This is a genomic window from Acinetobacter sp. YH12098 (genome assembly GCF_013419235.1).
Lineage (GTDB): Bacteria > Pseudomonadota > Gammaproteobacteria > Pseudomonadales > Moraxellaceae > Acinetobacter > Acinetobacter amyesii.
Genome location: NZ_VPAO01000036.1, coordinates 1 through 25,170 on the forward strand (window position 1 = coordinate 1; position 25,170 = coordinate 25,170).

The 25,170-nt window shown below is 37.7% G+C and carries 24 protein-coding genes and 1 pseudogene; 13 read left to right on the forward strand and 12 right to left on the reverse strand.

The features are described 5' to 3' along the window. Window positions 1-123 precede the first annotated feature (123 nt). Window positions 124-803: pseudogene (locus FTU38_RS16865) on the reverse strand (IS3 family transposase); the annotation flags it as partial. A gap of 231 nt (window positions 804-1,034) precedes the next feature. Next, a complete protein-coding gene (locus tag FTU38_RS12230) occupies window positions 1,035-1,595 on the reverse strand; it encodes a lipocalin family protein (protein ID WP_180111330.1) in 561 nt (186 codons plus the stop codon). 527 nt (window positions 1,596-2,122) lie between these two features. On the opposite strand from FTU38_RS12230, the gene FTU38_RS12235 reads away from it, so the two are divergent. Together FTU38_RS12235 and FTU38_RS12240 are read left to right on the forward strand one after the other, a co-directional pair. Then, window positions 2,123-4,093, forward strand: a complete 1,971-nt coding sequence (locus FTU38_RS12235; RefSeq protein WP_180111333.1) for a choline BCCT transporter BetT — start codon at window positions 2,123-2,125, stop codon at window positions 4,091-4,093. Between the two features lie 258 nt (window positions 4,094-4,351). Beyond that, complete coding sequence (locus FTU38_RS12240; protein WP_180111335.1) at window positions 4,352-5,512, forward strand: MFS transporter; 1,161 nt, start codon at window positions 4,352-4,354, stop codon at window positions 5,510-5,512. 24 nt (window positions 5,513-5,536) lie between these two features. Here the strand turns inward: FTU38_RS12240 and FTU38_RS12245 are convergent, their stop codons facing one another. After that, window positions 5,537-6,919 carry a sensor domain-containing diguanylate cyclase gene (locus FTU38_RS12245; protein WP_257225713.1) on the reverse strand — a complete coding sequence of 461 codons (1,383 nt, stop codon included), beginning with the start codon at window positions 6,917-6,919 and terminating at the stop codon, window positions 5,537-5,539. Between the two features lie 299 nt (window positions 6,920-7,218). On the opposite strand from FTU38_RS12245, the gene FTU38_RS12250 reads away from it, so the two are divergent. Continuing rightward, window positions 7,219-7,701: a hypothetical protein gene (locus FTU38_RS12250; protein ID WP_180064171.1), complete on the forward strand. Its 483-nt coding sequence runs from the start codon at window positions 7,219-7,221 to the stop codon at window positions 7,699-7,701. 71 nt (window positions 7,702-7,772) lie between these two features. Here the strand turns inward: FTU38_RS12250 and accC are convergent, their stop codons facing one another. From accC to aroQ, 3 genes are read right to left on the reverse strand one after another with little or no spacing between them, the layout of a single operon-like run. Further along, window positions 7,773-9,134 (reverse strand): acetyl-CoA carboxylase biotin carboxylase subunit, encoded by a 1,362-nt coding sequence (accC, locus tag FTU38_RS12255; RefSeq protein WP_180111339.1) that lies wholly within the window; start codon window positions 9,132-9,134, stop codon window positions 7,773-7,775. 17 nt (window positions 9,135-9,151) lie between these two features. Further along, a complete protein-coding gene (gene accB, locus FTU38_RS12260) occupies window positions 9,152-9,568 on the reverse strand; it encodes an acetyl-CoA carboxylase biotin carboxyl carrier protein (RefSeq protein WP_078190790.1) in 417 nt (138 codons plus the stop codon). A 15-nt stretch (window positions 9,569-9,583) separates the two neighbouring features. Further along, the gene (gene aroQ / locus FTU38_RS12265) at window positions 9,584-10,039 is read right to left on the reverse strand and encodes a type II 3-dehydroquinate dehydratase (RefSeq protein WP_078190789.1); all 456 of its coding nucleotides are present in this window, start codon (window positions 10,037-10,039) and stop codon (window positions 9,584-9,586) included. Window positions 10,040-11,158: 1,119 nt separating this feature from the next. Between aroQ and FTU38_RS12270 the strand changes: the two genes are divergently transcribed. From FTU38_RS12270 to FTU38_RS12310, 9 genes are all read left to right on the forward strand, one after another. Continuing rightward, window positions 11,159-11,527, forward strand: coding sequence for a hypothetical protein (locus tag FTU38_RS12270; protein WP_078190788.1), 369 nt, complete (start codon window positions 11,159-11,161; stop codon window positions 11,525-11,527). A 3-nt stretch (window positions 11,528-11,530) separates the two neighbouring features. Further along, complete coding sequence (locus FTU38_RS12275; RefSeq protein WP_180005522.1) at window positions 11,531-11,923, forward strand: hypothetical protein; 393 nt, start codon at window positions 11,531-11,533, stop codon at window positions 11,921-11,923. Window positions 11,924-12,203: 280 nt separating this feature from the next. After that, the gene (locus FTU38_RS12280) at window positions 12,204-12,464 is read left to right on the forward strand and encodes a hypothetical protein (RefSeq protein WP_180064169.1); all 261 of its coding nucleotides are present in this window, start codon (window positions 12,204-12,206) and stop codon (window positions 12,462-12,464) included. A 3-nt stretch (window positions 12,465-12,467) separates the two neighbouring features. Continuing rightward, window positions 12,468-13,223 (forward strand): zeta toxin, encoded by a 756-nt coding sequence (locus FTU38_RS12285; protein ID WP_257225714.1) that lies wholly within the window; start codon window positions 12,468-12,470, stop codon window positions 13,221-13,223. A gap of 40 nt (window positions 13,224-13,263) precedes the next feature. Continuing rightward, window positions 13,264-13,509: a hypothetical protein gene (locus FTU38_RS12290; RefSeq protein WP_180008109.1), complete on the forward strand. Its 246-nt coding sequence runs from the start codon at window positions 13,264-13,266 to the stop codon at window positions 13,507-13,509. Window positions 13,510-13,750: 241 nt separating this feature from the next. Then, window positions 13,751-14,164, forward strand: a complete 414-nt coding sequence (locus FTU38_RS12295; RefSeq protein ID WP_180005525.1) for a YeeE/YedE family protein — start codon at window positions 13,751-13,753, stop codon at window positions 14,162-14,164. Between the two features lie 2 nt (window positions 14,165-14,166). Then, on the forward strand, window positions 14,167-14,586 hold the full coding sequence (locus FTU38_RS12300; RefSeq protein WP_180008166.1) for a DUF6691 family protein: 420 nt from the start codon (window positions 14,167-14,169) through the stop codon (window positions 14,584-14,586). Next, the gene (locus FTU38_RS12305) at window positions 14,586-15,470 is read left to right on the forward strand and encodes an MBL fold metallo-hydrolase (RefSeq protein WP_180008110.1); all 885 of its coding nucleotides are present in this window, start codon (window positions 14,586-14,588) and stop codon (window positions 15,468-15,470) included. The genes FTU38_RS12300 and FTU38_RS12305 overlap by 1 nt, the downstream gene beginning before the upstream one ends. A 175-nt stretch (window positions 15,471-15,645) precedes the next feature. Continuing rightward, a complete protein-coding gene (locus tag FTU38_RS12310) occupies window positions 15,646-16,407 on the forward strand; it encodes an alpha/beta fold hydrolase (protein WP_168379488.1) in 762 nt (253 codons plus the stop codon). 45 nt (window positions 16,408-16,452) lie between these two features. Here the strand turns inward: FTU38_RS12310 and FTU38_RS12315 are convergent, their stop codons facing one another. The 6 genes from FTU38_RS12315 to tssH are packed head-to-tail and all read right to left on the reverse strand — an operon-like array spanning window position 16,453 to window position 24,095. Then, window positions 16,453-17,409: a M15 family metallopeptidase gene (locus FTU38_RS12315; protein ID WP_180005377.1), complete on the reverse strand. Its 957-nt coding sequence runs from the start codon at window positions 17,407-17,409 to the stop codon at window positions 16,453-16,455. Beyond that, a complete protein-coding gene (locus tag FTU38_RS12320; RefSeq protein ID WP_168379486.1) occupies window positions 17,406-18,077 on the reverse strand; it encodes a hypothetical protein in 672 nt (223 codons plus the stop codon). Before FTU38_RS12320 ends, FTU38_RS12315 begins: the two co-directional genes overlap by 4 nt. 12 nt (window positions 18,078-18,089) lie before the next feature. Then, entirely contained in the window at window positions 18,090-18,893 is an 804-nt protein-coding gene (gene icmH, locus FTU38_RS12325) for a type IVB secretion system protein IcmH/DotU (protein WP_168379485.1), read from the reverse strand. A 9-nt stretch (window positions 18,894-18,902) separates the two neighbouring features. Beyond that, window positions 18,903-20,267 carry a type VI secretion system baseplate subunit TssK gene (tssK, locus tag FTU38_RS12330; protein ID WP_180111341.1) on the reverse strand — a complete coding sequence of 455 codons (1,365 nt, stop codon included), beginning with the start codon at window positions 20,265-20,267 and terminating at the stop codon, window positions 18,903-18,905. Between the two features lie 5 nt (window positions 20,268-20,272). Continuing rightward, window positions 20,273-21,403 (reverse strand): type VI secretion system protein TssA, encoded by a 1,131-nt coding sequence (gene tssA / locus FTU38_RS12335; RefSeq protein WP_180027198.1) that lies wholly within the window; start codon window positions 21,401-21,403, stop codon window positions 20,273-20,275. 19 nt (window positions 21,404-21,422) lie between these two features. Beyond that, window positions 21,423-24,095 carry a type VI secretion system ATPase TssH gene (gene tssH / locus FTU38_RS12340; protein WP_180111343.1) on the reverse strand — a complete coding sequence of 891 codons (2,673 nt, stop codon included), beginning with the start codon at window positions 24,093-24,095 and terminating at the stop codon, window positions 21,423-21,425. Between the two features lie 373 nt (window positions 24,096-24,468). Here tssH and FTU38_RS12345 point away from each other — a divergent pair, with 373 nt between their 5' ends. After that, window positions 24,469-25,164 carry a hypothetical protein gene (locus FTU38_RS12345; RefSeq protein WP_180111345.1) on the forward strand — a complete coding sequence of 232 codons (696 nt, stop codon included), beginning with the start codon at window positions 24,469-24,471 and terminating at the stop codon, window positions 25,162-25,164. Window positions 25,165-25,170 lie beyond the last annotated feature (6 nt).

Genomic DNA, 25,170 nt, shown 5'->3' on the forward strand with positions numbered 1-25,170 from the left:
TTAAAATGCTGTGCTGCTTTTCGCACAGACATTTCATCTCGAATCATAATTTCTATGACTTTGTCTTTAAAATCTTTTGAATATCCCATATCTCTATTGTTCTATAGTTTTTAGGATTTGGCTATAGGTAATGTCCGTCACCCATAATTGGTTCGGCTCAGTTGGATTAAACTGTCGATTTAAGCTGTTTGCGGCAATGACAGCCGGAGTACCAGCGTAAGCTCTAGGCTTACGATAACCACGCTGTGATTTAAGACCATCTGCTTTCATCAGCCGATGTACTCGATTGATCCCACAACTTTCGCCAACATCTTTCAAATCACAGTGAATTTTGCGATAGCCATAGACTCCGCCAGATTCCAGCCAGAATTGTTTAATCAGGCCTGAAAGCTGTTGCCGTTTCCTTGCAGTTTTACTGGTGGGTTGCTTTAACCATGCGTAATAACCACTGTGATGAACATCTAACGTTGAACATAAACGACGAACAGGCCATATGTGCTGATTGTCCTGAATAAAGGCGTACCTCATTTGGACTGGCTTGCGAAGTACACCGCGGCCTTTTTTAATATGTCCCTTTCTTCAGTAACCCGTTGCAGTTCTTTTTTTAACTTTGCTAATTCTGCGCTTGGATCATTAGATTCTATTATCTTGGGCTGCTGTGGATCATAACGTTTAATCCAGGCATACAGACTATGGGTGGTGGTTCCTAAACGTGTAGCAACCTCGGCCACACTATAACCTTTCTCAGTGACTTGTTTTACTGCTTCAATTTTGAATTCTTCAGGGTATCGTTTACTGCTCATAAGCACCTCGTTAATTAGCCATTTTATCTAACTAAAAGGTGTCTACAAAATTAGTGGCTATTCAATCCTATTTCAATGTGAGTGAGCATTCAGCCTATCGTAAATAGACGCTGATATCAGGGATTGAAATAGAAGGGATACAAAGGGTCTTATATTCTTACGTTCTTGACCAGATAAATTACATTGTATTATTTAGAAATAAGTCCCCAAGAATGGAACTTATTAAATAACTTATTTATGCTGAGTCTTAATGAGATCTGATAAATCAAAACCGATAGATTTTGCATAATCTAGGTATTCGTCAACTGTGGCTTGGTTGGGGTTAGCAGTTCTGCTGAGCACCCAAAGATATTTTTTATTTGGTGACCCAACTAATGCAGTTTGATAGTCATCATCAATTTTTAAAACCCAATAATCACCACGGCCTACTGGCAACCAACGAATTGCTTTTGGTAAAAAGCTCACTTTAAGTTTCGAGTTTGCTGGCGCGTTCTGAACATATGCTTCACCTATTGATTGGTTGAGTTTACCATCTGCGCTATAACAACTGTTATCAACTTTGACGTTACCATTTTCATTTAATGAATATTTAGCAGTGACGTTGTAATCACATTTATTTTGGAAATAAAGTGGCTTACGTGCAATTTCATGCCATGTACCAAGATATTTATTTAAATCTACTTTTGGTACCGCTTGAACTTCCGTAGTATTTGCATTTGCCGTTGAGAGCAATGAACCTGCAATAAGTACTGCACCACCAGCTAAAAGAATCTTACGCGTTTTTGAATTCATGTTATAAGCCTGCTTTAATTTGAAAGTGTATTAATTACTATAAATTGCTTTTCAGCTCATTTTGTTTTTTTTATGTATTAAGTATTTGATCTTTAATTATTGTTTCAGCTTTAAAATTTATTAAGTGTGTTTAATACTCGTTTTATAAGATCAACAAAATTTATACGTAATCATATAAACTATAGAAAAGGATAAATGCTTAATCTCAGCAAAACAATGAGTATTTTCTACATTACCAAATCAATTTCGTAGAGAATAAACGGGGCGTCAAATAAGAAAAAAATTGAAAACTATGATTATGGATCGTTTTCTTAATTTGCTTTACTACTTAATATTGGATTATATATCTAAAAATATGATAAAATGCTCAAACTCTAAACAACGGCTTTGAACGAGTCAGCTTTAAATTTTCAAACGAAAATGAAAATGCCAGCACTTTTCAATACAAGCCTGTTTCTTCCGCAAATAGCGGATATCTCTTTGATCAATTCAGATCTGTCTTACAAATAAAACGGAATAGGGAAGGTATGTCTTCATTGAAACCGTCATGGTATTCCAATGTGAATCCCAATGTGTTTATTAGCACAGTTGTTATTATTGGCATTTTTATTGCCATTGTATTTTTAGCTCCCAATGCTTTTGATTTAATAACTAAACAACTGAATCAATGGGTTACAAACTCATTCAGTTGGTTCTATGTGCTATCTGTAGCCATTTTTCTAATAGTGCTTATTTATATTGCCTGTTCAAATATGGGTAAAATTAAACTTGGTTTAGACCATAGCCAGCCAAAGTTTAGTAATAGCTCTTGGTTCGCTATGCTATTTACAGCTGGTATGGGCATTGGCTTAATGTTCTTCGGTGTCGCGGAACCAGTGATGCACTATGTTTCACCTCCAACTGGTGAACCGGAAACAATTCAATCAGCGCAGCAAGCTATGCGCGTAACATTCTTCCATTGGGGACTTCATGCTTGGGCAATCTACACAATTGTTGGCTTGGCGTTAGCTTACTTTGCTTATAGACACAATCTACCTCTAAAAATTCGCTCTGCGTTATATCCTCTCATAGGAAAAAAAATCTATGGTCCAATTGGTGATGGTGTAGATACCTTTGCAACGATCGGTACTGTATTTGGTGTCGCAACGACTTTAGGTTTTGGTGTAACACAAATTAACTCCGGCCTGAATTATCTATTCGGGATTGAATATTCAACGACGACGCAGCTTATTTTAATTGTCATTGTTACAGCTATGGCCTCTTTGTCCGTATTTATGGGCTTAGACAAGGGTATTAAACGATTATCAGAGATCAATTTAGGCTTAGCATTAACCCTCTTATTATTTGTATTTTTTGCTAGTTCTACGATATTCATATTACAAGCGACTATACAAAATGCTGGCCAGTATTTTTCAAACTTATTTAACATGACCTTTAATTTATATGCCTATCAATCTGATGGTTGGATTGGTGGTTGGACAATTATGTACTGGGCATGGTGGATTTCATGGTCGCCATTCGTAGGTATGTTTATTGCGCGTGTGTCTGAAGGACGTACTATTCGTGAGTTTATTGTAGGTGTTTTACTTATACCAACAGGCTTCACGCTGATCTGGATGGGAGTGATGGGCAACGCTGCACTCTATAGCATCTTAAACGAAGCGAATACCTCACTGATTTCTGCAGTACAACGAGACTCATCCGTTGCGCTATTTGAGTATTTAGGAACTTTGCCATTCTCAGGCATTATGAGTTTTGTTGCGACCATATTGGTTATGCTATTTTTTGTGACTTCAGCGGACTCTGGTGCACTTGTTACAGATTATTTAACAGCTAAATCTGAGAACTCCCCAACATGGCAACGATTGTTTTGGACAACGTTAATGGCTGTACTTGCGATTGTTTTGTTGTTTGCAGGAGGTTTAGGAGCTTTGCAATCTGCAACAATGTTAAGTGCACTACCATTCACCTTCGTAATGCTTTTAATTTGCTGGGGCTTAGTCAAGGCTCTACATTTAGATGCAACCAAGATGCAAGCATTACAGGATGCGCGTATTACACCTAGAGCAATTCATAATCCAAGAAGTTGGCAGCAACGTTTAGGATTGATTATGCATTATCCGCATACACGTGAAGAAGTTGAACAATATATTGATACAACGGTAAGCCAGGCATTTTCAAATCTACAGAAAGAGTTTAAGCGTCGTCATTTAGATGTGACGGTAAACACGATAGATGATGGCTTGCAGCTTCGTGTAAACCATCAAGATGAGATTAACTTTATCTACCAAGTAGTTGTCCAAGAAAAAAATACACCAAGCTTTATGATTGATTCAGGAGAAATTACGCAAGATTATCAAGCTGAAGTATTTTTGAGGGAAGGTGGTCAAAATTATGACATCATCGAATGGACGCAAGAAGATATCTTGCAAGATGTCATTGATCAATATGAGCGTCATCTGCATTTTTTAAATTTAGTTCGAACTAAGAGCCAATAGATAAAAAACCGCCCAAATGGGCGGTTTTTATTAACATATGAGAGTTTTATAAGTAAAAATAACATATTGTTTAATAAATAGAATAATGAGGAAATTTGATATTTTGATAAAATTGTACAAATTTTGAAATAATTTAATTAAAATAAATTTGTATACTGATTTGTATACTCGCCATATCCTAACCAAGCCTTTTAGTTGCAAAAGCATACAACTCTGAAAAGTTTATAACCTACTGTAAATGCTAAGGAATACAGCTTGATGTTTAACATTCCAATCCATTCCAAACTCGGTGGATTCTACTTTTTCTATTATTCAATAGTGGGTACATTCATGCCGTATTGGAGTTTGTATTTAGAGGATCAAGGGTTTAATTATCAAGAAATAGGTGTTTTATCTTCGATTGCAATTGTGACACGTTTTTTTGCGCCATTTATTTGGGGTTGGATTGCAGATAAATCCGGCAAGCGCATGCTTTTAGTCCGAATTGCAACATGGATGGAAGCCTGTATTTGGTTTCTGATTTTTATAATTCCCAATAGTTTTCAGTCTGTTGCATTACTCCTGCTGGTTTTTAGTTTCTTTCAAAATGCCATATTGGCTCAATTTGAAGGAGTAACTTTATTTTGGCTCGCTGAGCGGCGTGCAGAACTTTATGGAAAAGTCAGAAAATGGGGATCAGTTGGCTTCATTGTTGGGGTATTTGGAATAGGTGCCTTGCTAGAAATAATACCTGTTTCAATGCTGCCTATCATGTTGTTATGCATTGCATTTCTCGCATTTATTTGGTCATTTACGATTAAAGAGCCCGCTACTGCACCATCATCACAGAAAAAGCTTGAACCACTTTGGCCTATTTTAAAGCGGCCTGTTGTAGCGAGTTTTTTTATCATTGAATTCTTTCTGCTCTTTTCACATGCGCCGTTTTATAGTTTTTATAGTAATTACCTTAAGCAGGCAGATTTTTCGACGAGCCAAATCGGTTTTTTATGGTCTGTCGGAGTCATTGCAGAAATCATTATGTTTGCCTATGCCAATGGCTTTTTTAATCGTTATTCTTGGCGAAATTTAGTGCTTATTTGTCTGGGGCTAACAGGGATGCGATGGTTGATTGTAGGCTTATATCCGGCGGTGTTTATCACTCAATTTGCTGCGCAAACGATTCATGCATTCAGTTTTGGATTATTCCACTTAATCGCTATGCGAATCATTTTTCAAAATTTTACCGCAAGTCAACAAGGGCGAGGTCAAGCGCTATACAGTACCATGTGGGGCTTAGGTGTTGCGAGTGGCAGTATTTTAGCAGGTCGATATTGGGACATGCTTTCGGGACCCGTTATTTTTATGATCGCAGGACTGGCGGTTCTACCTGCCATGTTTTTGGTCGTGGGCTTGCCTAAAACGATTCAAAAGCCAGCTTGAAGCAATTCAGTATATTGATAAGTCTCAATGGACTAAAATCACCTGATTACGGCCGAGCTCTTTGGCTTGATATAAGGCCTGATCGGCTTGATTAATCATACTTTGCAAACTTGGAGCATTGGGCAAAGACTGATGAATCAGACCAATACTCACCGTAATATAAATCGTATTTTGTTCATCAATGAAAATAGGTGTGGTTTCAACGACTTTTCGGATGCGTTCAGCAATACCTTGAGCTTCAGGTGCTGCAACGTTCGTGAGTAATACACTAAACTCTTCGCCACCAATACGTGCAAATAAATCTGTTTCACGTAAATTCTTACGCACAACGCTCGAAAATTCTTGTAAAACTTGGTCACCGACATAATGCCCATATTGATCATTCAATTGTTTAAAATGATCAATATCCATCATGATAATGGAAAAGTTAAGCTGAATTTGGTTTTGTAGGTAAAGCTCACCTTGCTCGAAAAAATATCGACGATTCATCGCATGCGTTAAACTATCATGATTTGCAAGGTATAAAACCTCTTTATATAGTTCGTGCCGATTTCGGCTAATAATACAAAGAATCAACGGCGAGAGAATCAGCATGGCTAGGCCGATACGGACTGAAATTGCTGTCGATAAATAGGCTAATGAAGAATCGTGTAAGTAGAACGCATTTAAATTGTAATAGGTCGCTAAAATTACCACGGCATTAATTAGGGATAAGGTAAATAATCGATAGGTTAATGCTGCCCAAATTAGAGCCGCTAAAGGGTAGAGAATTGCCCCTGGACCTGTAGAAACGGCTGTTAAAAATACACAGAAGACAACTGCAATTGCCGGAAATATTTTATTGATCTGAAAGCTTTGATGACGTCGATCTTTGAAATAAAGTTTAAGATCGGCCAGTTTAGGAAAAGACAGAATAAGCGGTAATATAATCAGCGCATTTAATATTTCAGTAATCCACCACATACCAAAATCAATCGACAATCGATCGGTCGACATAAACGTGTTGGGGATATAAGGCACAGTGAAAATAGCAAAAAGAGCACCTGCAAGGCATCCACCACAGGCGATGATGACAATCATGGTCAGAAAGGTGAAACCTTTATTATAGTTTTGATAGTTCACCTGAAAATATCGCATAAAAAATAACGATACCATGCTGTTGGTTAAATTTGAAAAAGTGAGAAATAAAGTGAGTTGGAAATAATTGCCCGTCACTAAATCTGCGAGCATATAACCGGTAAATGCACCTAACCATCCTCCCAGATTACTCAGTTTAGGGAACCTTAAGAATAATGCTAATAGCACTGCATTGGCAGGCCAAAAAATCGCTAAATAGCTTAATGGGCGGGTGAAAATACCGATTAAGCAGCAGCAAAGAATAACTGCAGCGACTATTACAAAAGCCATGCTGTGGCTTGCATTAAGCGTAGCAAGACTATTCGAATGCAGTTTCATTAGCTTATGTAAGCCTAGGTTAAATATGGGAGAATTCGTTTTTTTCGTATATTAAACGATAAAAAAGATTTTATATTATTTTATTGTAAATAGTGTGATTTGTTTGGCATTTAGCTGATTTGTAGTTTCGTTAACCGAGATTGATTTTTTGGATAAATAGGAAAAATGATTGTTATGAAAATGTGATAAACCGCGGATTTGTAAAAAAATGTGTTACTTTAAGAGCATGATTTATATGACTGATTAAATGTATGAAAATAGCATATCTTACAGTTTTACTCATGTTGAGTTCATCGTTGGTGATGGCGGCAGATAATAAGAATACAACTCAAAATTCAGAGGCTAAAAATCAAGTTGAAGCGGTGAATAGCTTTAGGGTGACAACACGTTCTGAATTGGTCGGCTTATGGGGTATGGAAATTCCGACCAATAAAAAGTGCGTTGAATATTATAATTTTAAGAGCAATAATGATGTTGTGATCAAAAGCGGTGAAGAGTGGTCATCTGGGGTATATGACTATCAACCTGCGCAAGATCCGAATGTGCAAATTCCAGCACTGATTTTACAAGTGAAATATGACAATAATCAGATGGATTGTTCGGGCAATATTCAAGATCAAACCGGCGAAATTTCACAGTACTTTGTAAAGTGGAAAAGTCCATCTGTTATTAATTTCTGTGCCAATGATCAGGGTCAACAGTGTTTTGCGACATTGCGTCGAGTTTTACCTTAAGTATGACTATAGATCTTTCTTATGAAAATAAAAAAACCACTCATTTGAGTGGTTTTTTTGACACTGAAGTTTTATTTCTCTTCATGTCCTTCGACTTTCTTTAATAGATGCTTTTCAAGATAGTGAATATCCATTGCTTGTTCGCAGAAATTTTTATCTTGAAGAATCAAATCTTTATGTAGCGGAATATTGGTTTTCACGCCAGTTAAGATAATCTCTTCGAGAGCTTGTTTCATACGCGCAATAGAGGTGTCACGGTCTTTACCATGCGCAATGAGTTTTGCAATCATTGAATCATAGTATGGTGGGATGCTATATCCTTGATAGATATGAGAATCTAGTCGGATACCTGCGCCACCCGGTGCATAAAAATGATCGATTTTTCCCGGTGAAGGCATAAATGTAGATGGATCTTCTGCATTAATACGACATTCAATCGCATGACCTTTAAGTTGAATATCTTCTTGTTGAAGATCCAAACCTAAGCCAGCAGCAATGCGTAATTGTTGCTCGATAATATCCACACCAGTTACTTGCTCAGTAACAGGATGTTCTACTTGTACACGAGTATTCATTTCAATAAAGAAGAATTCACCTTCTTCAAATAAGAACTCAAATGTACCCGCACCACGGTATTGCATCAATTTACAAGCATTTACACATGCTTCAAGAATATGCGCACGTGCTTCTTCAGGTAAACCCGGAGCAGGCGCTTCTTCAAGCACTTTTTGATGGCGACGTTGCAATGAACAGTCACGATCATAAAGGTGAATTGCATGGCCATTACCATCTGCAAGAACTTGCACTTCGACATGGCGTGGCTTTTGAAGGAAACGTTCCATATAAACGGTGTCGTCACCAAACCACATTTCCGCATCACGTTGAGCAGCTTGTACAGATTCGAGTAGCGTGTCTACACGTTCAACGATACGCATACCACGACCACCACCACCTGAGGCAGCTTTTACGATCAATGGAAAGCCAATTTCTTTGGCTTCTGCCAATGCATTGTGAATCGTTACAGCGTGGTCACAACCCGGAACAGTTGGTACACCAGCTTTTTTCATGGCAATAATGGCAGAAACTTTGTTCCCCATTAAGCGAATGTGTTCAGGACGCGGACCGATAAAGATAAAACCTGAGTTTTCTACAATTTCAGCAAACTCAGCGTTTTCAGATAAGAAACCATAACCTGGATGGATGGCATCTGCACCGGTGATTTCAGCCGCTGTAATAATGGCAGGTATATTGAGATAACTTTCGCTGCTGGCACCTGGTCCAATGCACACAGCTTCGTCACAGAAGCGTAAGTGCATTAGGTCTTTGTCGGCATCGGAATAAATCCCTACGGTTTTAATTCCTAAAGTTTTGCAAGCGCGGGTGATGCGGAGCGCAATCTCACCACGGTTTGCAATTAAAACTTTTTGCAACATTGTGATTCCCCGTGGTCTTAAGCGCGATAGCGGAATAATGGTTGACCGAATTGGATCACTTCGCCATTTTTAACCAAAATTTCTTCAATTACACCGCTTTGAGTTGCTTCAATTGGGTTCATGATTTTCATTGCTTCGATGATACCGAGTGTTTCACCAGCAGATACAGTTTGACCAACTTTCACAAATGGTGCTTCACCTGGATTTGGCGCAGCATAGAACACACCAACCATAGGAGACGGCTCAACAGCACCACGTGGTGAACGAGGTGCAGCAGGCGCAGCGGCAGGAGCAGCCATAGCAGGCGCAGCGGCAGCAACTACTGGATTGCGACGAGTTAGAGCAATCGATTGATCGCCTTCTTTAACTTCAATCGCCTGTAAGTCAGATTCAATCATCAAATCGATGAGTTTCTTGATTTTACGGATATCCATGAACAGTATTCCTAATTAAGATTGAGAAGTTGGTTGAATTTTTTCGATGGCGAAGTCTAGTGCTGCGGCATAGCCTTTTGCACCTAAACCACAAATAACGCCAACGGCTTTATCAGATAGATAGGAGTGATGTCTAAATGCTTCGCGAGCGTGGACATTTGATAGATGTACTTCGATAAACGGAATGGCTACACCAAGGAGGGCATCACGCACAGCAACCGAAGTATGTGTTAGGGCTGCTGGGTTAATAATGATAAATTGAACGCCTTCTTGTTGCGCTTGATGAATTCGGTCGACGACAGCGCCTTCCCAATTACTTTGGAAAGTGTCGAGAGAAATGGAAGCGTTTTGAGCCTGTGAAATCAGTTTTTGGTTAATATCTTCGAGTGTTAGATAGCCATAAACTTCGGGTTCACGTTTTCCCAGTAAGTTGAGATTCGGTCCATGAATGACCAAAATGGTCGAGCTCATTCAGCCTGCTCCAATAAAAAGTTGCAAATTTACTTTGCAAGATACCTGCAAAGTTTGCTCATTATGGCATAAAATTCCACATTTTTTTTATAATTTCTTTGAATTGACGTGAAAAGCATGTGCCGAGAATGGGCTATATAATGCGAACTTTGCAGAGAATTGGCAATGTTAAAAGATTACATTTTTTATCATTATATTGTAGGGCATCATTTTAAACCCAATTGGCTAAAACTGTTGATATCTTTTGTGTAAACTTGCTTTATCGTGGTGCATTCGTGTAGCAATAACCAATACAAATGATCTGAAAGGTGAGATGGCCTGTACATTTGTCTTATAGATCGTCAGTTGAACTGCCTACGCATGCATAGTCGTAAAGATAGTATTTATTCAGCGTATTAAAAATTCTAAGGTTTAACTTATTTCACGCGTAAAGGAATCTAAATTGTTCTCAGTTTTCAATCGAGTTATTTGAAAGAATAAATCAGGTTTGTGTGCTAAGTATATAAAAATTAAAAGATAGTTACTTTTTCTATGGTTTATAAAGCATATTTCTAGGCCAATGAAATTTTTTTCATAGATGATAGGGCTCAAGCTAGATATTTTGTTTGCCTTAGCGAATTAAATATTCTGTGGGAGCATTTCCTTATAAGTAGGCAGCTTTAGATATGATGAACATTTATTGCCTAGCTAAGTCATACTTTATAGACCTATATATAAGCGTATTAACCATCCTGTGTATTTTCTAGTCAGTGTTTTGAATCTATGAAACGTGCAAGGCATTGACGATTTCTTTCATAAATCATGTAAGTTTGGAAAATCGGGTATTTGTCCAAATTTGCACAGGCATTGGCAAAAGTTAAATCTGTGGTGGTAAAGAAGCTTGCTGTTTGAATGTTGATTCTATTTTTTTTCGTCTATTTCTGTGTTTGAGCGGTATATGTCTTAAATTAAGTTTCCTTTATTCCTGTTTATACCTTTACATGGAATCTACAGCATTGAGTCTTTTGTTATAAATGAATTGATAAAACAAGGCACGAATGCTTTCGCACGGAAAAAATTTATCTATATAAGTGTAATTCACGGTAGAATGCCCGAAACCTATATGGCCTGAGAACAAACATGGCAAAACATACGCAAAATTCATCACCTTTGGCAGAACTGATTGCAGAACAAAAACTTTTATGTGAAGAAGTGGGTTCTGCATATGTAGAAGTGCAGGGCGATGATGTAATTGCTGTGGCTGTTCATACCTTAAATAAAGATCCAATTGTTGGTATTCGTAAGCCTGCAGAAGGTGATGAAAATGTCAGTTGGTATATTTATGGTGGTGAGCTTGAAGGCGCAGATAACTTTGAAACAATGACTGTGCGTAAACTGCAAGATGTTGTGCCTGAAGTGCTACCGTATTTAGCTTTGGATGTAGGCTATCGTTTTATGATCGATGCTGATGATTATGAAGATGTCTGGAAAGAAGGTGATGAGGCTTAATTTATGCATTCTCCGTTGATGTATAAACTTTATGTCCTTATTTTCTCTGTGTTTACTGCTTCTGTAGCATATGCAAATGTGAATGAAGCGGTTACTCCACAACTGACTCAAGCTGAATATAATGCTCAGATAAAAGCATATACTGAGCAAATTAATTCAACCAAAGCCATTTTGGATGACCCAGCCTCTACAGCAACTGGTCAGCAGCAAACTCAAGCTTTTTGTTTAAGATTGAATGCATATCGACAGATTTTAGAAATCTCTCAACAAAATTCAGCTCTTGAAATGGCCAATCTAATGCAAGTGGCTTCACAGCATTATTTACAACAACAGCAACAAAGTATGCAGTCGTCTGGACTAAACGAAAGTGCGTTTTGTTCGAGTCCTACAAAATAAATTGAGACGTAAACTTTTTCTTCTAAAACTTTTTGGATTCTATTCGGTGATAAATCTAACGTGGATAACCTTTACATGATTCATGATGTAGCATCCGCACACATTTACTCATATACGACATTCTATTCGAGTACGATAATCAAATGATTTAATCACTTTGAATTTTTATCGAGTTTCTCTCAGTATGGTTGATGGATAAATAGACAAATATTGCGAGTATGATAAGATGATTGAACACATTATTTTTGATGTTATTTTTGATGTTTGAGGAGTTGTTTACATGACAGCTTATACTTCAGTAATGAAAGCAAGCCAATATGAGGATGATATGATCCCGGGCCTTGCTATACATGCATTTCGCCATGCTTTTGAACAAGCAAGTGCGTCATCCACTGTGGTTTATGTAAAAGGTCTACAACTGGTTCAACGTCTGCAAAATGGTCAAGAAGTACAAATAAAAGATGTTTCAGCCGACTTTGTACAAGTGGATGATCTACCTAAAATTTTAAAACGTAAAAAGAAAATAGAGGAAATTGTTTAATACATGCCTCCACAGCCTCGCATTAGAATGTTCGCGGGTCCAAATGGTTCAGGTAAAAGCACAGTTAAAGAATATTTATTGCCCCATCATATTGGGGCATATTTAAACGCGGATGAACTTGAAGCTCAACTGAAACATTCACACCGGCTCAATTTGTTGGATTATCATCCCGCTTTAAAATCAGAAGCATTAATTAACTTTCTCGATACGAAAAAACGTCCCGCTGATGGAGACTTTATTCCGCTATTAGCACGTAAACCTCAGATATTAGATCCCTGGAAAATTGAATTTCATCCAGATCAGATTGATTCATATCTTTGTGCAAGAATTATTGATTACATCCGTTTGCAGTTTTTAGAGTTAAAAATTAGTTTTACGTTTGAAACGGTGATGTCCCATATTTCAAAGGTGGAATTTCTACGCGAAGCAAAAAGAAAAGGCTTTCGAACCTATCTGTATTATGTTTCCACTATTGATCCTGTTATCAATATTTCACGTGTTCAGTACCGAGTGAAAACGGGTGGACATGGCGTGCCAGAACAAAAAATTCGTGAACGTTATTATCGAAGTATGGATTTGTTAATGCAGGCGGTAGAAGCAACGGATCGAAGTTATTTATTTGATAACTCTGCCGATGGACAGCATGCGTCTTTCATTGCGGAAATTGAACAAGCTGAAATTTTAAAGATGAATTCGGGTATTCAGCGTTTACCGTGGTGGTTTGTAGATAAGGTGCTCAAAGAGTTTGAACCGAAGTAATATCAATCGTAAGTGATATAAAAAACAACAGGATAACTCTATGCAAAATATAGACAATGAATTACAACAACATTCAAACTCATCTCCATTAGATCAAACGGATCTAGATCAAGTCATTGAGCAGCAAGCTGAACAAGAACAGCAAAAAAACAATTCATCATTTGATCCTTTATCTTCTCTAGATTTGACCGACTTAGCTGAAATTGGTTCGAATATTATAGAATTGGGTTCAGATGCTTTAACGTGGGTGAGCGATGCACTCAGCGATATCAGTATTGATCTATAAACTATCTATTATTTCAATTAACTTCATAATAAACAGCCTTTATTGAAAAATATCCGAGGATATATTTCGTGATTTTTCAAGTTTATAAATTATTTCTAAATAAATTAATCAAACACTCTTGAAACGTTGAATTTTTCAATCAGGAAAAGGCAAGTCAGAACGAATATTTCGGTTGGAGAGCTTGCATCTTTTTTTAAATAACATATTATAAAAACATATATTGTTTTTGTGGCTGATGAATATGCATCCATTTCTAACCGCTTTTCTCGGCGGGACCTTATTGGGCCTAGCCGCAGTTGGCTACCTATACGTACATGGTCGAATCGCCGGTATCAGTGGTTTAATTGCGCAAATGTTGAATCCTCAAACGATTTTAAAAACACCTGCGATATGGTTTTTAGCGGGACTTTTTATTGTGCCTTTTATCTACGGGAAAATGACCTCTGTGACAATTGAACTGGATGCAAGCCCATGGATGATGATCATTGCCGGGGTATTGGTTGGATTCGGAACGCGATTAGGTTCAGGTTGTACAAGCGGACATGGCATTTGCGGTATTAGTCGTCTTTCTAAGCGTTCATTCGTTGCAACTGCTAGTTTTATGTTGGCAGGGATTATCACAGTTTATGTAATGAGACATGTAATCGGAGCTTAATGATGAAAAATATATTGGCTTTTATTTTTGGTGGAATTTTCTCATTAGGTTTAATGATTTCTGGCATGTCTAATCCAGAAAAGGTCTTAAGTTTCCTTGATATAACAGGGCAGTGGGATGCGAGTTTAGCTTTTGTGATGATGGGAGCCATTGCAGTTGCATTTATTCCATTTCAAATGGCCGTTCGTCAATCAAAACCGACAACCTTTGATGGGACGGCGATTGAATTACCGAGTAATAATCAAATTGATGCAAAACTCATCATGGGGAGTGTTATCTTTGGAATAGGTTGGGGAATTGCAGGAATCTGTCCAGCGCCAGCCTTTACTTTGATTGGACTTGGCTACTATCAAGCAATTTATTTTGTTGTGGCGATGTTTGCAGGCGTCTATCTACATCGAAAATTTGCGGGAGCAAATTAATGTCAAAGCGTGCACAGGTACAACCTTTTTTTGATGAAAATACCAATACATTCAGTTATGTGGTATCTGATCTACAAACAAAACGATGTGCGATTATAGACAGTGTATTGGATTATGATGCTGCTTCTGCAACTACTCAAACGAAGCATGCAGATTTGATTGTTCGCTATATTCAAGAAAATAGCCTAAGCGTAGAATGGATTTTAGAAACGCATGTGCACGCAGATCACTTAACGGCATCACAATATTTAAAACAGGTTCTTGGTGGCAAAATTGCGATGAGCCATAACATCAAGATTGTGCAGGAAACATTCAGTGCCATTTATAATTTTGATGTGAAATATTTTAATTCACATCAGTCTTTTGATTATTTATTTGCAGATCATGAAGCATTTAAAATCGGCGAGTTAAATGCGTATAACATTCCAACGCCTGGACACACACCTGCTTGTCTGAGCTATGTGGTTGGTGATGATGCTGTGTTTGTCGGTGATACCTTATTTATGCCTGATTATGGCACAGCACGCTGTGATTTTCCCAAGGGCAGTGCAGCAGTATTATTCGATTCAGTACAAAAGATTTATCAGTTAGCACCTGAAATGCGCTTGTTTTTATGCCATGACTATTTACCAGAAAATCGGTCAGAATACTGCTGTGAAAGCAGTGTACATGCACAAAAGGAGCAGAATATTCATATTCACGTTGGTACGAAAAAAGAAGATTTTGTCACAATGCGAACTCAGCGTGATGCAAATTTGGCTATGCCAAAACTGATTTTACCTGCAATACAAATCAATATGGATGCAGGTAAATTTCCAAAACCAGAAGGGAATGGTATTCGCTATTTAAAAATTCCTTTTAATCACTTTAAATCTGCAAATTAAAGACAAAAATCCTTTAGGTTGAATGTAGCTCGCTATTTCATTTTATTAAATAGCCTAAGCAAATTAAATAGTTGTTACATAAAATAGCCTAAGTGTGATTAATAAATTTTAACGGTCATTTGATTTCATTCCATCAACTAGGCATCATAATGTCAATTTAACATAGTATTCAGAAATGATCCTAAATTACGAATATCATCAAAAATTAGAAGGCGAAACGCATCCACTAGTCTTTATTCACGGTTTATTTGGCAGCCTGAGCAACTTAGGGATGCTTGCCAGAGCTTTTCAAAATTCACATTCAGTGATTCAGCTCGATTTACGAAATCATGGTAAATCACCTCAAAGTACAGAAATGAATTATCGTGAAATGGCAAACGATGTACTTGAGACATTAGATGTAATTGGCATCGATAAGTTTTCAGTGATTGGCCATTCCATGGGAGGAAAGGTCGCAATGCAATTGGCTTTAATCTCAGAGCGGGTAGTGCAACTTGTTGTACTGGATATCGCGCCCTTTGCATATCAAGAACGTCATCATGATGAAATATTTAAAGCTTTGATCGCTGTACAAAATGCACAAATTCAATCTAGACAACAAGCGGTTGAAATTATGCGTGAGTATATTCATTTCGATATGGTGATACAGTTTCTGCTCAAGTCTTTTAGCAAAGGACAATGGTTGTTTAATGTAGATGCGTTGTATAAACAATATGACCAGATTATTGGTTGGGAAAATATTGAAAATACTTGGCAACAGCCTGTATTGTTCATCAAAGGTGGAGAGTCACCTTATATTTCAAAAGTGGAACATACCAATACGATAGAACAACAATTTCCAAATGCGAAAATTGTAGAGATAGAAGGCGCAGGCCATTGGTTACATGCAGAAAAAACAACTGAAGTAATAGAGCAAATACAAAATTATCTAGAATAATACAATGTGCCTTCAATTATATTTTGAAGGCACAACATCGAAATATTACTCAATTGAAATATTATTGGCTTGAAGCTGACCTTCAGAGGTGAGTAGTGCCGCCATCTCTGCAGTTTTTTTCAGGCCTGGCATACGATATTCTGTATGGCCATAATCTTGAATGGATTTCCAGCGTCCGCCCCATGTTAAACCGACAGACTCAGCGGCTTGACCGTAAAGTTGATAACCACGCATAGCCCAAGGGTCTCGTTCAGTAATGACCACTTTTCCATTGCGTTTAAAGGCGACATCGGCTGCTAAACCAAACTGATGATAACTTTGGAAGCCACGGGCACGAGTGGTATTTTTATTGGTGGCTAAATTATTTTGACGTTCTGGACTACGATAACCTTCAAGCAAAATCATTTCATAGCCATGTTGTTCACGCATGATTTTGAACACCATCAATAAACGCTGCTTATAACGAGGGTTCATTTTATGCCATTTACGATCTGCTGAAGGCACATCCGTAGAGTATGAATGCGTATGGATATCTTGAACTTCTGGATTAAAGCTTGAGGCCATAACAGATGGCTGCTCAATCATTGCAGCTTCTTCTGCAATTGCTTCTTGAACAAGATATTCTTCGACTTCAGGAGGGGCATCTAAAACTTGCCCATCGAGCATCGAGTAAATTTGAGGATCGACTTTGCGTAAATAATCTGCTTCTACTTTACTTGCAGTAATCGGGCGAGTAAAAGCAAATAATAAAATACTGGCAAACAGTAAAAAGCCTGCAAATAAAATCCACCATTGTTGTAAATGCCAGTGTGATTGAATCTGTTGTGGTGCTGCAGCATAGTTCAGTTCATAAGCAAAATTTTTGGCGTGTTGAATTCTTTTTTTACTTTGTGGAATAATTTGAAAGAAAAAATCTTGAACTTTAATTCTTAGCTCATAAGAAAAGCAAAGCACTGTCACCAGTGCTAAGACAAAGAAACAACTAACCAAAAAAATGATCATGGAGAAACTGTAGCGCTCACAGTCGCATTGGCAGTGCTTGTTGCAGCAACCACTTTTGGACGTTTGGTTTCAGAAATTTGCGTTCCGCCCATCGGTTCTTCGAAGTGCTCATCTTCTTTCACTACTTTCGTAGATGGCTCTGTAGGCTTGGTCACCTTGGCCGTTGTTGGCGAAGCTTTTGGTTTCGCTATAGTATTTGGAATATGTGATTTAACGGTTGTTGTAGCAGCTACAACAGGACGCTGCGGTTGGGTAATTTCAAAAGGTGAACGGTTATTCGCCACAGCTTGAACAGGCTGAGTTGCCTTAGCCGTGTTACCATGATTGAAAGCAGTAGCTAAATCATTCGAATATAAGTCATTATCCGGATCTTTTTCTTCAGTTGCATGAACGGTTTGCTGCGCTTTTTCAGCTGAAGCTTGCTCATTTTCGTTTTGACGAGGTACAGCGGATGCCTCAGTTTCAGCTTTATCTTCAGTTGGGGCAGAAGTAGTCATTTCTGCATTTGTAGGCTGATCGTCAGAATTTAGATAAAAATATCCCAGGCCAACAACAATAATCACCGCTGCACCAACAAGAAAGCCGATAGCAGCATGAGCTAAAGGCGGTAAATTATTTTTTTGAGTCGACTGTAAAATTCTAACGTTATTCGATTTTTCGTTTGCCATGGTGTCTAAGTCTTATGGTAAATGAATGGTGATATAAGCCTGTTCCGATGGGGCAGTTATGACGTTTTGATATTGTGATAACGCCTGATTATTTTGGCTAGATAACATATATCTCAGTCCACCAAATGCTAATACAGCAAACAAAGCCCAAAAGATAATGATCCAAAAAAATGGTAATTCACGGTGAATAATGTTTTTAATTTGATCCGGTAATGCCGCGAAAGGCGAAAACGCCTTTTTACCTTTCATATAATCAATTTCATCGCCGACACGTGCAACGAGTGAATTGAGCATTTCAATCGATTCAAGGCGGTATTTACCATGAAAACCAAGGAGCATGCAGTAATGATAAACTTCAAGTGCAGCTAATCGATCTTTATTTTTAGAACGAATTTGCTCTAAATTTTCAAAAAAACGATAACCTGCTAGCTGTGAACCAAAAAGACTTAATTGCAGTGGATTCATCATCCAATTGTTTTGTAAATCAAAAAAGCGTGCATCTTGTTGGGTGACAATGGTTTCATCTAATAAAGCACAATAGGCATATTTTGCGTCCGTGATATCTTCATTGCTGAATTGAAGCTTACGGGCTTGGCTTTCAAATCGGTTTAATAGATCCATAATTTTTGTCCTGAAACTTTCAGGGCTGGATGGAACATATTGATTTTTGAGTAAGAAAACAATGTAAAACCCATCATGCAGTAGATCAACTAAATTGGTTGAACTGTTGATTGTCGGTTCAGCACTTGGTTTTGAAGAGCCTAATCCTATTTGACCGTCGTCAAAAAGTGAAGGGGCATTATTTGAAATATTCATGATTGCTCCTTAACTATTCATCACAGCAATAAGTTCAATCGAGATATCTTGGAAGCCAGCTGGTATGTAAACGCAGATGGATTCAGAATCAAGCATACGTTGATACAAATCATTATTTGGCTCAACTTCAAAATAACTCACACCTGAACGTACCGGAATTGCTGTTGGCACTTGCATCATATGTTGCAATGGAACAGCAGGTAATGCCGCCATGACACGCTGTTCAACATCGACAGTGTTGCCGACTTTAAAGCGCAGCGGTACATAAGAAATAATGTCATGTGTAGGCATTACGCTACTTGAAACAGCTAAATACAGGCGAGAATCGCGAGTAATTTTGTCACTTTCAAGGCTGCCCACCCAGTAGGATTGACGGGTTTCTTTCAAGTTAATACTGATATATCGATTTGAAATAATCGTATCGAGCAACTCACGTAAAATCACATCTAATTGAGCAAAACTTTCTTGCAAATTATGATGTTGATATTGCGGAAGCTGATCTACTTCGTAAGCTGTCGAGAAGGTGAGTAAGGAACCTGTCAGACGCAATAATTCAAAATACAAACGTTCAGGATGAATCAGTGGATATTGCAATAAATGATTTAAGGTCGCATGTGCAGTATTCAGCGCATTAACCAACCAAAATGAAACGATATCACCAGAACGGAATTCAATTAACTTTTGTTCGTTTTCACGATTATTCGATTGAATGGTTTTAATTTTAGCTTTGATAATATTGAGCGTTCGTTTAAGCCCGGTAATCAATGAATCACACGAACTAATATGTAATATTGGTGGGATAAATTGATAATCTAAAACAAAATTACCTGAACTTTGGCGCTTAATTCGGCCTATAGGCATGTAAAGAAAACCATCAAGATTGTGCTGTGGTTCTTGGCCTAATTCAAAGATTTTAAACTCTGCACGGCGGCGTAATAAAGTGATTTCAGCAGCCGTCGCATCTGTAAACAAATCATGAGTTTCAGTCAAATGTGAATGATAGCGACTCGATTGGGTATTTTCTTCAAAATTGACGTTTCGTTTATTCGGTTGAACAATCGGTAATGCTAAATAAATTTGCATTTCACCGCGTAAATTTAATGAATCAAGTAGTACAGGCTCAGGTAATAAATCTTGTGCAGGTGCTTGATAAATCTCACCATCTTGCCAAATCATTTCAACTTTATTCAAAGCCAAAGTATTGGTACTGAGTTGTGATTCATCAAAAATTAAACTTTGAATACCATAAGCGAACGGTATTGTTGCGCGAACCGTATGGTTTAAACGCTGTTCATGATAAGCATCTTGTAATTGAAAGTGTTGCGGGCGTAAAAATAATCCTTCACCCCATAAAATTTTTTCTGCTTTAAACATTGCTTTTACCAGTCGCTATTCGATTCATTACTTTGTTGCTGAACACCTAACATTTCTTGTACAGCTTCAAGAGGGTTTTCATCCTTAATCACATGAGTTAACCATTCATGCAGTGGCATTTGTGACCATTTAATGGTTTTTTGCAGCATATAACTGACAGGGCTATGCGGCTCATTCACTTGGAAATAGTCCGCAATATCTTGCAAGACTTTCATGGCTTGTTCACGGTTTTCAAGATGATTTTGCACTTGAGGTTTAAATTGCTGTGTATGCTGTTGTTGTATTATTTGCATATCATTCTGCACGGAAGTTACAGTGGAAAGTGTTTGGCTTTCAATTGGAGAATTTGATTGAACCTGTTCAGCACTCGATGAATTGATAAAAGCATCTGCTTTATAGATTTTTTTTAAGCTCAAGTGAATCATTTCGATTTGAGAGTCAATGCCAGCAAAGCTTGGCGCATCTAAACCCATCAAATCATCAAGAGTCGTTTTTAAGTTTTCCCAATGGTTTAAAATATCTAAAAACTGTTGGTAATACTGGTATTGAATTGATTTTGACGTATTGAACAAGGCATGTTCAAACTGTTCCATACCATTAAAAGACTCTTCTTGATCATCATCTTCATGGTTGGATTTACGTCTTTGGTTTTGAACATGAAGTAGTCGATCATAGTCGGATAGGGAATAAGCTGCCGCGCCATGAACGATTGAAACTGATTTAATTAATGTTGGGATTTGATTAATTATCCCTTGTAATAAACCTAGACGTTGATCAAGGTCATCATCTTCAATTTCAGGATGAAGTTGTAGCCAAAAGTCTTGCAAACTTTTTTGTGTAAGTTCAATCCCTTTGGCAATCCCTTCAAAACCATGAATATGAGTCCATGCTTCAAGCAACCACCCATATAAGCGAATATCTTTAGTTTGTTCGCGAAGTAAATCTGACGATTTTTGGTGCACAAAGCCCCAATCTGCTTGTTTCGGTTCTGCGATCCAGTCGCCTTGATCCAAGAGCGGGTCATCTTGTGTTTTAGCTTTTTTAATTGCATGAAAATCATTTGAAAATGAAAAATCACTACCGCAAGGTAAATCATCCGTAATCGGTTGCAATAAAGCGTCGAGCTCTAAACTCATATTCTACATCGTTCCTAACTTATGCTTCTAAGGTTTTAGTCTTTTTGCTGCTGCGTTTTTTCGCAGGTTTACTTTTAGGATCTAAAACATAAATAATTTCATCGTCTTTGACATCGATTTCAATGACTGATGGAATCTTTTGTTCACTCATCGCCATCAACAATTCAGTGGCTAAAGCAGGTAAGACCGTCGCATTTAAAATGTTGTCGACATTACGCGCACCACTATCGACCTCAGTACAGCGACTTAATAATAATTCGACTAAATCGTCGGTATAACGTGTTTGCGTACCATATTGTTTTTCAATACGCGCGGTGATTTTGCCTAATTTATGCTGAATAATGCGTACGAGCAGATCATCGTGCAATGGGAAATACGGCACGATACGCATACGACCTAAAAATGCCGGCTTAAATTGTTTATATAAAGCTGGTTTTAATACATCTAGAAGTTCTTCTGCTGACGGCCATTCTTCTACTGGCTGATTTAAACAAGCCTGCATAATGGCACTAGAGCCTGCATTTGAAGTCAATAAGATCGTTGTATTTTTAAAGTCAATGACACGACCTTCACCATCTTCCAAAGTACCTTTATCGAATACTTGGTAGAATAGCTCTTGAACATCGCTGTGTGCTTTTTCAATCTCATCGAGCAAAACCACACTATATGGATTTCGGCGAACTGCTTCTGTCAGTACGCCGCCTTGGCCATAACCGACATAGCCCGGAGGGGAACCTTTTAAAGACGACACGGTATGTGCTTCTTGATACTCAGACATGTTAATGGTGATTAAATGTGACTCACCACCATATAACTCGTTTGCTAACGCAAGTGCTGTTTCGGTTTTACCCACACCACTTGGGCCAACCAGCATGAAAACGCCTTGAGGTTTATTAGGATCTTCCAATTTTGCCTTGGAGGTTTTAATGCCTTGTACCAGTTGATGCAGTGCATAATCTTGACCCATCACACGTTGTTCTAACTGTGCTTCAAGCTTCAAAATTTGCTGAATTTCATCATTCACCATTTTACCAACAGGGATGCCGGTCCAGTCTGAAATGATTTCATTAATAATTTGAGCATTTACACGTTCAAAAACCAGCGGCGTTTGACCTTGTAAAGTTGCCAGTTGGTTACGAATATTGCTTAAAGTTTCAATATTTTCTGGTTTTTGCTCGGACTCTTGTTCAAGCGTTTTAATCTGTTGAACGATTTCGAGTTCTTTTTTCCACTGCGTTTCTGTTGACTGAATATCTTGTTTCAGCGTAGATATTTGTGTTTTTACACTTTCAATGCGTTCGTGGTGAATCGGAATATTCTTATGTTCATTTTCAAGAATCGCCAATTCAAGCTTCAAATTATGTAATTGAGCTTGAAGTTGATCCAATTTTACTGGTTGTGCATTTTGCGTTAACGCAACACGCGCAGAAGCTGTATCTAAGACACTAATCGCTTTATCAGGCAATTGACGGCCAGTGATATAACGGTGCGAAGCATGGACTGCAGTAACGATAGCTTCATCGTCAATTTGTAAATTGAAATGTTTTGCCATCACGGGAATCATGGCACGCAGCATATCGATTGCGACTTCTTCAGTCGGTTCTTCAACCTGAATTACTTGGAAGCGTCGGCTTAATGCGGCATCTTTTTCAAAATACTGCTTATATTCAGCCCAAGTCGTTGCGGCAATGGTTCTTAACTCACCACGTGCAAGCGCCGGTTTTAATAGGTTTGCTGCATCATTTTGACCTGCTTGACCACCCGCACCAATCAACGTGTGTGCTTCATCAATAAATAAAATGATTGGATGTGCAGAGGCTTGAACTTCATGAATGACTTGTTTTAAGCGATTTTCGAATTCACCTTTAACACTGGCACCCGCTTGTAGTAAGCCCATATCTAAAGTATGAATGCTGACATTTTTTAAAGCATCTGGAACTTGGTTGGTTGCAATTTTTAATGCAAGACCTTCAACAACGGCCGTTTTACCAACACCAGGCTCACCCGTTAAAATCGGATTGTTTTGACGACGACGCATCAAAATATCTAGCATTAAGCGGATTTCAAACTCACGACCAATCACAGGATCAATGCCACCATTTTTAGCTTTTTCAGTAAGATTAATGGTGTATTGGTCTAGAGCTGGTGTTTTAACTGGCGTAGTTGCATTCGTTTGTACTGCTGATTTTTCATCAAGTGATGCTGTTGCTAAATCTTCATTTTCAATGCTTTTTAGGCAAAGATCTAAAAATTTATGTTTAATCGTATCGATAGGTAATAAATCGAATAGAGAAGAAGCTCTTGCTGCGATTTGGTATAAATCTGGCGCGGTAAGCAGTGCAACAAGTAAATGACCACTACGAATTTGTGGATTTTGTTCAGCAGATGCTAATAACCAAGCTTGTTCAAGTAAGCGCACAATGGATTGGGCAAAAATCGGGGTGCGCGTATTTCCTTTTGGAAGTTGAGCGATACTTTCTTTGAGGTCATCTGCCAAACCGTCTGCAGAAACTTTGTATTTTTCTAAGAGTATTTGAAGGTCATTTTTATTGTTATAGGTTAATAATTCGAGTAAAAAATGTTCAATTTCGATTTCATAATTTTGCTGTGAAATACATGTATTGGCTGACTTTTCGAGTGAAATGCGGGCGTGAGGTGAAAGTTTAGTAATTAAAACTTTTAAATTATTCATAAATAACTCATCAAATTTAGAATCCACAGTACGAAATTTTACAAGTTTGACTGTGATCTCTTTTTTCTTGCTATAAAAATAAAAACTTTAAAATCAACACCTTATATATTATTAGTGTCTTGCTTTAGGCGATATAATACAGACTAAATAAAAAAAGGAAAAAGATTTTTTTATAAAATGAAACAAAAAAAAACAAATCGTCGACAAACTTTGGAGTATTTGGCACATTTTTGTATTGACTCTATGTGCTTATTTTTTGTTAAATCTGCAGCATATTTTTAATTTTGATAAATGAAGAGAAAACCCACGGGAAAATAAGTGGTGATTTCTCCACATAAATTAAGTTTTAGCACGTAGAAATACAGAGGCAATTTTGAATAAATTTAGTGTTTTATTACCTATAATTTTAGCAGCCAGTTTAACACAAACCGTTTTTGCAAAAGATAAAGCGGCATCTGTGAAAAAATCCTGTTTAAAGGATTATCCACTGGCAGTAGGTGATACAGATCCAGAGATTATTGGTTTTTATAATCTGTTATGTGACAAAAAAAATAAGAAAAATGAGAACTTAAAAAATGAAATCTTTGTAGATATTGCCAAAAAATATCAAGCTAATGGTTACAATTTAAAAGCATTGCAAGCGGTCAATCTGCTGCGAGAAAAGAACTATCAGTCGCCTGAACTTACTGATGTCACTTTTTTAGCAGGTATCGCTATTTCATATAATGCGCTGAATCATATGCGCAGTAATGAAAATCGTACTCTAGATGAACAGACCTATTCTCCTGCCAAAGTGTTGTCGGATAATATTCGTTATATTCAGCCGACGATTGATAAATCTATGTCTGCTGCAGCAGATGTTCGTGAAAAAAGTACAGAATCTTCGAGCAATGTGAAATCTAAACAGACAACACCAGCTAAAAAACGAACCAATACAGCGTCTACCAAGTCTAAACAAACGACTACAGCAGCAAGCAAAAAGAAAACTACCACGACAGCAAAAACGCAGACTACAGCGAAAAAACCTGCTGCCAGTGGTTCACCTTTCGATACATTAAAAAATAAATAACAAGGA